The organism is Lacipirellula parvula (assembly GCF_009177095.1).
Taxonomy (GTDB): domain Bacteria; phylum Planctomycetota; class Planctomycetia; order Pirellulales; family Lacipirellulaceae; genus Lacipirellula; species Lacipirellula parvula.
In genome coordinates this window covers 2,680,367-2,693,674 of record NZ_AP021861.1, presented here as the reverse complement: position 1 = coordinate 2,693,674, position 13,308 = coordinate 2,680,367, and the positions used below count along the sequence as shown (strand labels likewise).

Sequence of the window (13,308 nt, the reverse complement as noted above, 5' to 3'; positions counted from 1 at the left end):
ACCGTAAAGTCGCTGCCTCTTCCACCTGCCCTCTCCTGCAAGGAAGAAAACTAAATCTTGGCGAACGAGCCTGGATTTGCAGTAGCGGGGTTTTCTTGGCCTCACAGTCAAACGTGCTGGGGATGAAGACGCACCACGGTTCGGCTTATTGACTCGCTTTACTGCCAGTGCGAAGGCAAGTGCATGGTGAATTGTGGATCCTACGCCGAGACAATCCTTCCGTCTGGCTGAAAGCTGATGGCGAACAGCCGGCGGCTCTGCCTCGCCAATTGACCAAAAGAACTACTGAAATCGACCGCTTATTCTGACAGCTTTGACCGCGCCGAGGGGCCACGCTTCGAGTTCTCGCTCCCGCGCTGTTTTTCGTAGCTGGCTCGTTCCATTTCGCAGTCACTAGTCGCATGGTCGCCTAGCGTCACGCCATCGTCGCTTAACCCTCATGTTGAGCCGCACTTTAAAAATTGTGTCGCCGGAAATACTCCAGATACAAAAAGCGTCCACGACGAATAACTTCTTAGCCCCAGGCCTCAAAACCGGCGACTCGCGCTAAGCCATGTCGCTGCATAGCTTAGGCAGTCTTAGGGGCCTAGTCGGACTGGTTCGCCCAGAATCGCACTAGCTTGCGATTGGCGTGTCAATTGCTACCTCGCGATGATCATCTCATGCCGCGACCATATTTCGCGACGGCGGCTCAACTCGTAGAATAATCTCTTCAAGGGAATGGAGTGCCAGCGACTCGCCCAAGAGGGTTTGCTTACAAATAGTAAATAAGGGAATCCAAAGATCCTGTGAGTACCGACACCACAATGCCACTCGGATCCTCCGACGACTTGCCGCAGTCACCGCCGCTGCGCAGCGTCCATACTGTCAGCTTTGCAAAAATTCTAAACGAACTCGCCTCCAGCTTGTTGGTCAGCACCTACCAAGCCGGCAAACTGGTCCTCCTCCGCAACGAAGGCGGCCTCCTCAACACCCACTTCCGCAACTTCATGCGGCCAATGGGCCTCGCTTCAGCTGGCGGCCAACTCGCCGTAGGGACGGCGCTCGAGGTCGTCGAGTTCCACAATGTTCCCGCCGCCTGCGCCCGCCTCGATCGCAGCTTCCGTAACGAGCAAACCCATGCGGAAGTAAACTCCGAGCCTACGGGCGATTTGCCGATAAGTCCTTTCCCGCCCGCGGACAAGCCGACTGATGCAGGCCTTGGCATGGCTGCAGGTGAGCGAGAATCAACTGAGCCGTCAGTCCCTATCAAGCACGACGCTTGCTTCCTTCCCCGTCGTAGCCATACGACTGGCGACGTCCAAATTCACGAAATGGCGTGGATCGGCGACGAACTCTGGTTCGTTAACACGGCGTTCTCTTGCCTCTCGACGCGGAGCGACGCGAATAGCTTCGACGTCCGTTGGCGGCCAAAGTTCATCGATGGACTGGCGCCGAACGATTGCTGCCATCTCAACGGTCTGGCAGTGCGCGACGGTCAGCCGGCGTTCGTCACGGCGCTGGGCGAGACTGGCGTCCCTAGCGGCTGGCGTGAAAACAAGCGCGATGGCGGCGTCCTAATCGACGTTGAGTCGAACGAAATTGTCGCCCGCGGACTCTCGATGCCCCACTCCCCGCGCTGGCACCGCGGGGAGTTGTGGATGCTCGAAAGCGGCGACGGCTCGTTCGGCCGCGTCGATTTAGGCGCGGGGAGATACGAGCCGATCGCGCGGCTCCCGGGCTTCACGCGCGGTTTGTCGCTCATCGGGCCGCTGGCATTTATCGGCCTGTCTCAAGTTCGCGAGTCTGCCGTCTTCAGCGACTTTCCGCTGGTCGAGAGACTAGACGAGCGCGTCTGCGGCGTTTGGGTGGTGCATATTGAGACAGGCGCAACACTCGGCTTCGTCAAGTTCGAAGATGCCGTTCAAGAAATTTTCGCCGTCGAGCTATTGCGAGGAATGCGGTATCCAGACATCGTCAACCATGATCCTGAATTGATTGGTAGATCGTACGTTTTGCACGACGATGCGTTGGCGCTAGTTCCCGAGAAGTATCGAAATTACGCATCGCCGAATGTCTAGTTCACGCGTTGTCCAGCTGCACAAGCGAAGGCGATCATCCTCGCAGGTTACGGTTCGAACGCGACACGATCGGTCGAAGAGAACGTTGAAGTTTACGCCTAGGGCAAACGAGTTGACCACCGGCTAGGTGAATCCTTTGGCGAAGCTCACTGCCGGCGCCTGGCTAAGAAAGCTGCTGCGGCGAAACCCGTCGCCGCAGCCGTCGACAAAGCCGCCGTAGCTAAGCGATTGGACAGCCCAATCACTCGGCGAGCCCGACTGCCTTGGTAGCGTCGACCGTGGGCGGCGACGATGGCGGGTTGAAAGCGAAGCTGGCTAGCGGGAGCTATAGAAAATTCACTGGTGCGTAGTCTCAGTACTTTCGTTCCCGCAAACGCGGCGTCATCGCCAGTAGCGTCGCGCCCACTGCAATTTGCATCGCGTACGAATGCGGCTCTGGCACGGCGGTTGTCGTAAGTAGATATGTATCATTCCCTACATACATCCACCAATAAGGAGTTCCGTCATCTGCGAGGCTAGCGTAGCGAGGATAGTCCTGCAGATTGCTGAAACCTAGCAGCGGTTTAGGCTGCAATGAAGTCGCCTTCATCAGCGAGTACTGCATAGCCCCGAGTTGAGTATTGAGGATGGACAAGAGCAAGTCGCCATTCCGGTTCATAGCCGTTGGATAGAACAGAATGTTGTCTTTTCCGACAATCTCGTCGAGGTTGATGAGATTGTTATCGCTCCTTCGAAACAAATACTGGAGATCTCTGGAACCTGCATCTACTGAGAAGAATACGTCGCCATTGTCTGCAATAGAGAGTCGCCGCAGATCAAACGACTTGTCCGATGAGAAGATCGGCACAACTTCGTCGTTGTTGGCGCTGAAGAAGTTCAAACTTTGAATCACTGTTTTAGCGTCTCGACGCTTACTCGAAGAAAAGACAAAGTCGCCCAAAGCATTGATTGCGTTTCCTGATTCGTTCAGGCTGTCGACCTGCGAAATACTGCCAATGGTGCTTTCGCTATCCCAGCCGCTAAGCAGATCACGCCATACGTTGGGCGACTCCAGACGCATGATTCGTGTAATTCTGCCGCCGGAAGTCGCGTCGTTCAAATAGTGTTCCTGAACAAGTCGACCGGCATTGTCGATCAGTAGCCTGCCCCTTCGGTCAAAAGTGTCGACGATAGCTTGCGCGGGACCGAGCCCATCATAGACCCAGGTGCTTTGTGGAGGCGTAATCACCTTAAACGCAACTTTCCCGTTGTCATTAATCGCAGGCCACGACACCCCAATGTTGGACTGATAAATACGCTTGGCGATTCCATTAGGGCTGGAAATATAGAGATTTCCATCCAAGTCTGCTATTGCTCCCCCGTTGCTGAAAGACAGTTCTCGAAGCGTAAGTCCAACCGGCAAATCAACCTGAGTTACGCCAAGCGATGACTTAAATAGAATGTATGGAATATATCCCTCATCGCTCCAGCGAGAGGATTGCGTAGCGAATTCGCCGCTTCTATTGATCAGGATTTGAGATGGCCCGAAAGACCCTAGCGAATCCACTCTCATCCGACTCAAGATTTTGAATGCAGGAGGGAGAGTTGCTTCGGTGTAGGCGGCGAATGACTCTCGGGCGGTCAAAACCACAATGAATAGTGCGATGAATCGATGCGCGGTATTGCGAAGCATTAGCCACTCCATTGCAAGGTGTAGTGAGCGAATGTTACCGGATATCCCTGCCCTAAGGCAGGTCACTCTGGTTTGCACCGACCGCCAATTCTCGTGGCGGCCACTGCGGCTCAAAAGCAGTTGGAGGCGGTCAACGCGATTTGGGCGGAAGCCCGCACAGCGGCCGACGCCTTGAAGGCGGCGAACGACCAGCAAATCGCCACCGCTCGCGAAGCCATCCAACCGGCGATCGACAACGCTGGCGAAATGACGGGGCTAGGCACCGGCGGTAAAGCAATTGCAACGCTGGACGCTTCCATGGCGTCGCAACAGTTTGCTGGCCGAAGCTGTGAAGTCGATTTGCTGACGAAGATTTCGGACAGCAGCAGTCGAAAGGCTGAAAGGCTTGAAAGAATGACGTTCGAAGGGATTCCCGGCGGTTGGTCCCGCGGCAATCTAGTCACCCGAAACGCCCGCACGGATATGAGCGTTGGGTGGGTGGTGAGTCAATTCGAGCCGCTGAGGCGAGACGTTTGCGGACGTAAAACATGGCGACTAGAATCTTGACTCCACTTGATCGATTGCCTTTGAGGGACTGCCCGTTGAGAACTCTGATCCTCATGCTCGCAAGTGCGTGCGTACTCGTGACTGCAGCCACAACTGGCCATGCGGCTGCATTGCGCAATCTGAGTATCAGGATCCGGGAGAGAGTGCAAGACAACGGGAATCTAGAGTACGACATCACCCCGTCCGTAACTTACGACCCTAAGCGAATTGAGTCGTTCATTTCACCTTCTGGATTACAAGCGTTGTACACTTCGTGGGGCTCGATGAACGCAGCCCTGCAGGGTGAATGGACATTTCGTTCAGCGTCGAAGGAGGAACCGTCTAGCTTCGAGGATCACAAATTTCGCGTAAGCTCGGTTCCGTACGAGGCGATGACAGTACCGAGTCCTACATTCAACCCACCCAACGGCAGTATTGTTAGAAGCCCCCTAATTGTGACTTATTAGCCGACGGATGTGTCCTTTTCGTGGACTGCGGGCGACTTGACCAACCCAAAATCAGTGATAGTTGGGCCAGGGGTTCGGCGAATTACTTACGACAAGGCAGTGAGCGTTAGTTCAATCAGAGTAACAGCGATTGCTTCGGCTCCGTACAACGCGTTGAGCCCCTACATCACGTCCTTGACAACACCCGCCGTCGAGCCATTGTATACCATCGGAACTTTCATGACGTACAGTCGGTGGGCCGACGTTAAATACATCCCGTTGAACATCCCCGAACCGTCGTCGCTCGCCCTCGCAGCAATGGCGGCCTTCGTGGTTGCTCGCGGAGGACCATCACGCTGCGATCAATGAAATCGCCAATGAGGATCGCCGCGACGTTGAAAAACTTAGCGGCATAAAATCCCTAAGCATGCTCAAGACCACCCGCTACGCCTTGGCGGCGATTTGCCTAGCGGCGAGCGTGGGCTGCTTGGGGTTGTGGTGGCGAACCATAAGAATTTGCGATGGAGCAAGCGATGTGGCCCTGGTCTAAACGAAACTCCGCAAGCGAATGCGCTGCGACAATTCGGGCCAGACTTGAAGCAATGCCGTCAGTCGTGCCGCCGTCGCCGTGGCTCCAAGTGCAAAGGATGACAATCGGAGGGTTGTATGGCGTAGGCTTTGGGGAAAACTCCGATGATTTGCTAGTCGTTTCAAGCCAGGGGCGCGGTTTATTCAATTGCTTGAGCGGCGAACGTACAGCCCGCGATGACGACACGACGTATATAAACCCTGATTCAACGGGGATGACTGAGCCGGGAATTGGAAGCTGGTCTTCGTTACAAATACCAATTGCCGGCATTCACGGTGGAGGCTTGGGGGCGAGAACGACAGACGGTTGGTCACTTGATGTCGTGCAATTACCTTGGCCGTTTCACGTCATTTTCCTAACGTCGAACTCGAAGGATTTTCTAGATACCACTGCTAGTGTCAGCAAGATTTGCGTAACAGACACTTATGAGTTTCGTGCCGCTGGCTTTTCTCCTACAGGGAGATCACTCATTATTGCCCAATCGGGGGAACTGATTATTTTCAGTCGTGCGAAGGGCTGATGAATCGCGATCTATCCGGCACCCTGATACACGCCGCCAGTTTATCCTGCGGTCGGCACTCGGAGGCATGAGCGTCGTCGCCGCGTTGCTGGGAATGTTGGTGGCGTTGTGAAGGAACCTGTCGAATCTGCGGAGCCGACCTGCTTACGAACATCGCCGTAGCGATCTGCAACAAACGACCGTTAGGCCGGCCACGACAAGCAGAGCCATCGCGGTAGGCTCAGGGACGATCGTCGCGGTGAAGATGCCATTCGTGCCGTCTGTGAATATCAACCGGAACGCCAGTGTTCCATCGTTCGACAAACCGGTAGACATGTCGTCGCTGCGACCGGCGAGAAAACCGATACCGTTGTTCGCGATTGTACGCAAGTCGCCGCCGCCAACATCAAATAAATCTCCCTCTCTCACAATTAGCAGTCCGCCTAGCACGGGGTCGCTAACGAAGAGTCCGTCACTGTTCGCTTCCGTTAAGTCGTCGCCGCCGAGACGCGCGAGAAAAGCCGTTTGGCCCGCGTCATTAAGCGCTGGTGTTAGGAAGGACGCGTAGGTAATTCCTGCCGGAGTGCCAGGGGCTGGCTCCCCTTCGCGGGCAATGAGGTGCGGAGCCCCCGGTAGACCGGCGTAGACCGCTGCGTCATTAGAAGCAGTCACCCCGCTTCCCTTCAGGCGGGCCGTGTACGCAACCTGACCAGCATCGTTAAGCACTGGTAGTAGAGAAAGAGATAGGGACGCATAGGTGACTCCCGCAGGCATACCGGGCGCTGCATCGCCAGTTCGGGCCACTAATTGCGGAGCTGTGCGAGAGCCGGCATAAATCGCTCGATCATTGGCGACCGTCACACCACTTCCAGTTAGTACGGCATGGTACGCCACTTGGCCCGCATCATTGAGGGCGGGTGGGCTAAGAGCCTCGTACTTGACGCTCGCTGGCACACCGGGAGCGTTATCGCCTTTTCGAGCCACTAGCTGAAGAGCGCCACCCGGCCCCGCAAAGAGCGCTTCGTCGTTTGCGCTCGTTACTCCGCTGCCGGTGAGACCGGCGACGTGGGCCACCCACCCTGCGTCATTGAGAGCTGGCGTCCCGACACTCGAATACTTGACTCCTGCCGGCGTGCCGGGAGCTGCATCGCCAGTTCGAGCCACGAGCTGCGGGCTTCCCAGCAGACCGGCATAAATCGCGGTGTCGTTCGCGCTCGTTAGTCCGCTGCCGATGAGCTTTGCACAGTACGCCGCTTGGCCAGAATCATTGACAACGGGCGGGTCAGTGTTGAAGCTCGATGCAAAAAAACTGGAATACTTCACGCCCGCTGGCGTGCCAGGAGCCGCGTCACCTTCGCGGGACATGAGTTGAGGACCGGTGAGCGGGCCAGCGAAGATTGCAGCGCTTCTGCGACCTTCGAGAAGTGCGTGGTAGGCTACTTGGCCAGCGTCATTGAGAATCGGCCCGCTAAAGTAGCCTAAGACGATCTCCCCCTCCGACATGCCAGGAGCAACGTCACCTGCACGAGACACGAGCTGAGGGGCGGCGAATGGCCCGGCGTAGATCGCCCGATCGTTTGCGCGCGCTACATCGACGCCGGTAAGGTAAGCTGGATACCCAACCTGACCGGCATCGTTAATGACGGGGGCGTCAAGGTAGAGGTAAGTCACCCCCGTACCTGCGCCAGGAGCAGCTTGGCCCGTGATGGCTACTACACCAAACTTGATCTGCGAAGCGGCCGCTTCCTCAGCGTCGATGACGTAAACCGACGCGGCGAACAGAATCAGGAGGAGGGCGTGAGCAGGGAAATTTCTTGCGGTTAATGCTGATTTCAAGTGATCGCCGCCGAATAGCCATGACTGAGCGAAACAACATGTAACAACATGGCTGAAAACCCTGCCTGCGTCAATCAATTCGGACACGCAGACCGCCGAAGCTCGCACTAAAAGCACGCTCAGACCGGCAATCAATTGGACGACGTGCTCAATGCGCTGCTCAACGCAACGAGAGCGCAAGGTACAGTGCACACTTGATCACATGACGCAACGCGTCTAAACTCCGCCGCATGATCACGTTAACGGACGAAGAAACCGAACTCATGAGGCTAATCGCGAACCTCGATTACGAGGCTTCGATCAGCGATCCGACGTTATAGCAGCTCAGCCGCAAAGGCTTGGCGCTGATCACCAGCGGCAAGCGTGTGTTGATCACCGAAGCCGGAATCGACTGGTTGAAGACCTGGCCGAAGCTGTTACAGAACCTACGGACGACCCGAGCGACGGAGTTGGCCGCAGAATACCCGTCGCATGTCGCCGCCCGAGTGACCCAGCCATTCGACGATGGCGGCGCAGAAGAACTACTAGCGAGTTATTGATGCTGACTTTGCAAAGGCGACTGCACCGGCGGCGCACAATGCGGTGCAGTCAGCAGCCGTAACGAAGAATACTGAAGAGTACGACGAGTCAGTCGCCGCCGGATTTACCGGCGGTGACGACTCGCCAGGAGAGTGCACTTCTGTACGGACGAGCCTGTCGGGACTCGAATAACTGATGAATTCGAGTTGAAAATAGAGGCACTGACTCAAAGCACAGCAAATTCCACAGCAGCAACCGAGTTGCTTTCGCTCATTGATCGATGGCCGGCTCTTACTAAGCAGACGCGGACGAAAATTCTTAAATTAGCTATGGTAGCCTCCGGGTAAGCCGCTGCCCCGCCCTCTCAACATTGGCCATCTGCTACCGCCTCTATCGCGCAATCTCGCACACGAATGACCTTCGCCTTCGCCAAATGCAGCGATTCGCTCCCCTTTTTCTTACCTCTCAGTGCCGCGACGTGCTATTCGATGTTTTTAGCGCTGACACTAAGGGGAGCCCAACACGGATGGGGCGACAGCACGAGTGTCGAGTTTAGGCATAAAGCTGGAAACTTTAGAATCTCAGAAAGTTTCGCTTACAACGCAAAACTCGACTCGCTGCGATTTCTGCGGCTCGTGATAGCAGCTTGTTAACGGCTGTCGCACTGAGACGGCTGCCGTCGCGGAGAAGCTCGTCGCCCCGTAGGTGAGCGAGTTGGGTCGCTCGCACGTGCGTATAGGATACTAGAGCGGCCTATTCCTTCTTAATCATTCACGACCTATCGACGCAACTCGGGGTAGATAGAAGCCGCGAGCCGGTGCGCCCTCCATTGGAATAGCGGGTAGGCTGCATAGCTTTGTGCACGCGGCAACCAGAATCTACTAGATTCAGCGACCATTTGCGTAGCTTCCTGCCCGTGCGAAATCTAACTCGCTGGGGCGTTCTGCCCGCGTGGCTGTCGTGGCTGTAATGGTTCCTTTCGCGATCTCCGGTCGATTACACCGAAATGGTACGCGCGTAAGACGATTGACACTCTGAGTTTCTATACTTTTCACGCATTACATGCCAATCTTTGCAACTAGTTTCGCACCCACTGCACCACGAATCGTGTGATGCCGGGCGGCGAACAAGGCACGTAAGATATTGCAAGCATTTTTCAATATTTGTTACTGCATGCGTGTCAGCCTGAAGGTAGAAATGGGCATTCCGAGGCGGCTGAGCAATGGTGCATGACGAAGAAATTTGAAGTCGCGTTGATTATCGACCCCGGTTCGCCCTACGACCGTCGTATCGTGCGCGGCGTGGCGGAGTACGTCCACCGCGTTCGCCGCGAGTGGTCGATCTATGTTGAAGAGGACTTGGTAGATCGCCTGCCCGACCTACAAGCATGGGGAGGCGACGGGATTCTCGCCAACCTCGACGACGAACGGATCGCTGCAGCGGTAATGAGCCTCGGCATTCCGGTGATTGGCATTGGCGGCGGGTATGGTTTCTACGAGCACCATCCCGAGATTCCGTACGTCCGCACTGACAACCGCGCGATCGCGCGATTGGGCGCCAAGTACCTGCTGAACCTAGGCTTCCGCCGGTTCGCCTTTTGTAACGAACCGCTGACGAAGTTCAACGGTTGGGCGAAAGAACGGGCAGATGCGTTTGCCGATGTCATTCGCGAAGCTGGGTTTCCGTGCGACGTGTTCACCGGCCGACATAGCCCGGCGAAGCAGTGGCGCCAAGCGCAAGCCTCGCTGCAAGAGTGGCTCGCCAAACTGCCGGCGCCGATCGGCGTTATGGCATGCCACGACGGACGTGCCCGGCACGTTCTACAAGCGTGTCGAACTTTAGGGCTTCGCGTCCCGGATGATGTGGCGATCCTCGGCGTCGACAATGACGACTTAATGTGCGAGTTGACGAGGCCGCCGCTATCGAGCATTGAGCAAGGAGCGCTTCGCGTCGGCTTCGAAGCGGCAGCGATGCTCGATCAGCTGATGCAAGGCAATCAACTGACGCAGCCACAGCTTTCGGTGCCGCCGGAACAAGTGGTGACGCGGCAATCGACCGACGTGACGGCCGTGGCCGATCCCGACGTCGCGGAGGCGCTGGAGTTCATTCGCCTCAACGCCTGCAAGCCCATTCACGTGAGCGACGTGCTCGACCTCGCCCGTATGTCGCGTTCGACGCTGGAAGCGAGGTTTCGTGAATCAATTGGACGGACAATCCACGCCGAAATTCGCCGTATCCAACTAGAAGAGGCGCAGAGGCTATTGATCACAACCAATATTCCGATCAAGGAAGTCGTGCAGCGCGTCGGGATTTCCTCGGTGCAGTACTTCAATTCGGTCGTGCGAAATGCGACTGGGCAAACGCCGGGGGAGATTCGCAAAAGAGCCCTCAGGTAGTTGATGCGGTAACTTGCGGCATTCTTCCAACGCCGGTGACGCCAACTTGGTAACGATTGCCCGTCGCCCCGGCTATTTTCCACTGCTTCGTTTGGAGCGACTCGTTTGAGTGAAGCTCTGCGTCAATTTCGCGAAAAGGTCTCGTCGCCCGAGATCGAGGTCGCGGCCCGCCACGCCTCGATGTCCGTCGAATCGGCAAAGAAAGAGACGGAACCGTCGGCGAACGCTGAATTGACGCCGCCTGGGTGGCGACTGCGCGAGCCAAGATGACTCGTATCATCGCCGCCGCCAGGAGCATTGACGCATGGCACGCTGTCCGGTTGTAGCTTCGAACAATCCACAACTGCACCTTTGGGAGCATCCGGAAGACTTGAATTCGGCGCCAGCCAGCCTGTGAACGCGCCGCCATCGGCAAAACCGATGATCCGCCCACGGAAATCCCCCTCGGCGCCTTGGATTATTTCACTTACGAGAAGCGTATTCGATAAACCGTCGGTAATTTCTTGAAACGATGCTACGCCGCGATACGGCCTTTTGTACGAATCGAAGTAATCAAAGTAGGGGTTAACGCCTGGACTGTACGTTATTTTTTCGATGTTACCGAATGGCGCACCCTTGAAGGTGACGTTCTGATAGTCATTTTGTGCGTAAGTCGTGTTGCCGTAATTGGCAGCGTAGTTGTGATTGGGAATTGGGACCGTGACTGCCTGCATTGCGGAATTGGGCGTGTCGCTTGGGCATGTGTAAAGTCCGATCCGGTTCTGCATGAAGTTCTTTAGATTGTTCGTCGAAGTGTAAAGCCCGGGCTTGCCGCTGCTATTCTTTTCCCAGATCGCCGCGAAGCTGCCTTGCTCTAGGTAGGGCAAGATGAAGTTAGCCCAAGTTCCTGAACAGCACGAAATCGCCCCCCCTGGCAGCGCCCCTTTCGCGTCATGGTGCATTTGCATCGCGAGCCCGATTTGCTTCATGTTGTTGACGCACTGCGAACGACGGGCCGCCTCGCGAGCGGCCTGCACGGCAGGAAGCAACAGCGCCACAAGCACGCCGATGATGGCGATGACGACCAACAACTCAACCAGAGTAAATGCCCGACGGGTCGAATTCATTTCAACTACGCCCTTATTTCCCACAGTTATTTCGAACTACTTTGAATACCGAATGCTGATCGACTCTTCGCGCGTTGCGATGTCCGTGAAGGCGGCTTGCCGCGTTGAGGCTGTCGACCTTCACTTTGTCGAGAGGTCAAACACGAATGTATTCTCCCCACCCGTTTTGACCTCGGCCGTAAGTTCTGTTTTGACGTTATACTTTTCTGGTATCATGACCTGACCGCCTTTGTCGGCGGCCATCGCCTGTTCGTATTCGGGCGTTCCAGCTTCAGCAGTTGTCGTTGGCAGCTTCGCTTCGGCGAAAATCGCCACAGAGTATGCTCCCGGATCGGCGCCCTTTTCAGCCGGCACGCTAAACGTTCCAGCGGAAATGATTCCTCCCGACTGCGTCGCCTGCCCCGCCTTAGGCTCGAAGACGAGATATCCTCTTTCAAGCGGTTGGCCATCGACCGTCACCGAGCCGGAAATTGGCTCGCGAGTGCCGTGGCTGCTGCCAGCGCCGCAGCCGACTGCTGCTAGGACTGTCGCGACGGCTGCCGTCCGCAACAGAGTTGCGGCGCTCAATGCTTGTCGATTACTAAAGTTTCTCACGTTAAGGCAACTCTCGTTTGCGGCGGGTTTGAGGTTCCATCTCACGCTGCTACGTTTTCGCGTTGCCGGCGACCGACGACCACGCTAACCGCCGTTGCTCCCAGAACGGCCATGGAGCACGCAGCCGGTTCCGGAACAGGCACAACAGACGCGAAAGTCGTTCCCACACGAACTTCGTCGACCAGCGAATCTCCGGGCGAACTGGTGTGGCTGTAGATGTAAAAGCTGTTAATCGCGGTGGTGATGCCGGAGGTGCTGATCGGGGCGACGACTGTTGGCGCGGTGACCACTCCGGGAGTTGGATTAATCCACAGCCGAGCCACGTCGCTCGTCAGCGTTCCATCGTTGACGAACTTGTACTCAGCGACGACGAGCACCGTCTCCCCGATCGTCAGCGGGCGAGACGTGGCGAATGCGGTCTCCATCTCAGCGGCTGACGGGCTAGCGATCGTTTTCAAGATGCCGAGCTCGTAGGTGTTATTCTGCGTCCCCGCCGTGCCGTCAGTGCCGGTTTGTGTGTAGTCGAGGGCTCGCCGCACCCAGATGCTGCCCGCGTAGGCGGTGGCGGTTCCCATGCCAGTCGCGGTGTCGGCCACGCCGCCATGGAACCCGGCGATCAAGCCTCCTTTGCGATTCGTGGCGTTCTTGGCTAGCACGTCCGTAATCGCGTCCCATTCCAGCAAGCGAAACGTAAACGAGAAAAACAGCGAACCTTCATTTGCTCGAATGTATGGAGCCGATGGGAGCGTGATGCGATTAGCGGTGTTGCTCGCTGCTGCTAGTCGCGGAGTCGACAAACTATTTCCAGTCGCAGACGGCAGGGCTGGATAGCTAACCGACCCGGCGACAATCGTTTGACTGGTTCCAGCAGGGCTGCTGCCCGACTTCAGCCAGGGCGTGCCGACCATCGGGTTGGTCCGGCCGTTCAAATTGTCGCTGACGGCGTAGTCGAAGCCTTCATACATTAACAGTGCAGCCGAGGCGGGAGTCGCCGCGACCAGGATCGCAGCAACCGCGAGAAGTGCTCGCATTAGACAATTCTCCTTTCCACGAGGAAGTCAATCTG

9 protein-coding genes are annotated in these 13,308 nt (G+C 56.5%); 4 read left to right on the top strand and 5 right to left on the bottom strand.

Features of this window, described 5'->3' with window-relative positions:
- The first annotated feature begins 806 nt into the window (after positions 1–806).
- The gene (locus PLANPX_RS10655) at positions 807–2,060 is read left to right on the top strand and encodes a TIGR03032 family protein (protein WP_232536369.1); all 1,254 of its coding nucleotides are present in this window, start codon (positions 807–809) and stop codon (positions 2,058–2,060) included.
- Between the two features lie 352 nt (positions 2,061–2,412).
- On the opposite strand, the gene PLANPX_RS10650 is transcribed toward PLANPX_RS10655, so the two are convergent.
- Positions 2,413–3,732 (bottom strand): hypothetical protein, encoded by a 1,320-nt coding sequence (locus PLANPX_RS10650; protein WP_152098715.1) that lies wholly within the window; start codon positions 3,730–3,732, stop codon positions 2,413–2,415.
- 171 nt (positions 3,733–3,903) lie between these two features.
- Between PLANPX_RS10650 and PLANPX_RS10645 the strand changes: the two genes are divergently transcribed.
- Entirely contained in the window at positions 3,904–4,278 is a 375-nt protein-coding gene (locus PLANPX_RS10645) for a hypothetical protein (RefSeq protein WP_152098714.1), read from the top strand.
- A gap of 1,678 nt (positions 4,279–5,956) precedes the next feature.
- On the opposite strand, the gene PLANPX_RS10640 is transcribed toward PLANPX_RS10645, so the two are convergent.
- Positions 5,957–7,807 (bottom strand): DUF7453 family protein, encoded by a 1,851-nt coding sequence (locus PLANPX_RS10640; protein WP_152098713.1) that lies wholly within the window; start codon positions 7,805–7,807, stop codon positions 5,957–5,959.
- A 158-nt stretch (positions 7,808–7,965) separates the two neighbouring features.
- On the opposite strand from PLANPX_RS10640, the gene PLANPX_RS10635 reads away from it, so the two are divergent.
- A complete protein-coding gene (locus tag PLANPX_RS10635; RefSeq protein WP_152098712.1) occupies positions 7,966–8,166 on the top strand; it encodes a hypothetical protein in 201 nt (66 codons plus the stop codon).
- 1,209 nt (positions 8,167–9,375) lie between these two features.
- Positions 9,376–10,542, top strand: coding sequence for a XylR family transcriptional regulator (locus tag PLANPX_RS10630; protein ID WP_152098711.1), 1,167 nt, complete (start codon positions 9,376–9,378; stop codon positions 10,540–10,542).
- A gap of 122 nt (positions 10,543–10,664) precedes the next feature.
- On the opposite strand, the gene PLANPX_RS10625 is transcribed toward PLANPX_RS10630, so the two are convergent.
- The 3 genes from PLANPX_RS10625 to PLANPX_RS10615 all read right to left on the bottom strand — a co-directional run bounded on the left by PLANPX_RS10625 (position 10,665) and on the right by PLANPX_RS10615 (position 13,273).
- The gene (locus PLANPX_RS10625; RefSeq protein ID WP_152098710.1) at positions 10,665–11,648 is read right to left on the bottom strand and encodes a DUF1559 domain-containing protein; all 984 of its coding nucleotides are present in this window, start codon (positions 11,646–11,648) and stop codon (positions 10,665–10,667) included.
- A 120-nt stretch (positions 11,649–11,768) separates the two neighbouring features.
- Entirely contained in the window at positions 11,769–12,215 is a 447-nt protein-coding gene (locus tag PLANPX_RS10620) for a hypothetical protein (RefSeq protein ID WP_152098709.1), read from the bottom strand.
- A 68-nt stretch (positions 12,216–12,283) separates the two neighbouring features.
- A complete protein-coding gene (locus PLANPX_RS10615; protein WP_152098708.1) occupies positions 12,284–13,273 on the bottom strand; it encodes a hypothetical protein in 990 nt (329 codons plus the stop codon).
- Between the last annotated feature and the right edge of the window lie 35 nt (positions 13,274–13,308).

Coding starts and splice junctions, on each gene's coding strand:
- PLANPX_RS10625 (WP_152098710.1), bottom strand. CDS start 11,648: ATGAATTCGACCCGTCGGGCATTTACTCTGGTTGAGTTGTTGGTCGTC.
- PLANPX_RS10615 (WP_152098708.1), bottom strand. CDS start 13,273: ATGCGAGCACTTCTCGCGGTTGCTGCGATCCTGGTCGCGGCGACTCCC.
- PLANPX_RS10650 (WP_152098715.1), bottom strand. CDS start 3,732: ATGCTTCGCAATACCGCGCATCGATTCATCGCACTATTCATTGTGGTT.
- PLANPX_RS10630 (WP_152098711.1), top strand. CDS start 9,376: ATGACGAAGAAATTTGAAGTCGCGTTGATTATCGACCCCGGTTCGCCC.
- PLANPX_RS10655 (WP_232536369.1), top strand. CDS start 807: ATGCCACTCGGATCCTCCGACGACTTGCCGCAGTCACCGCCGCTGCGC.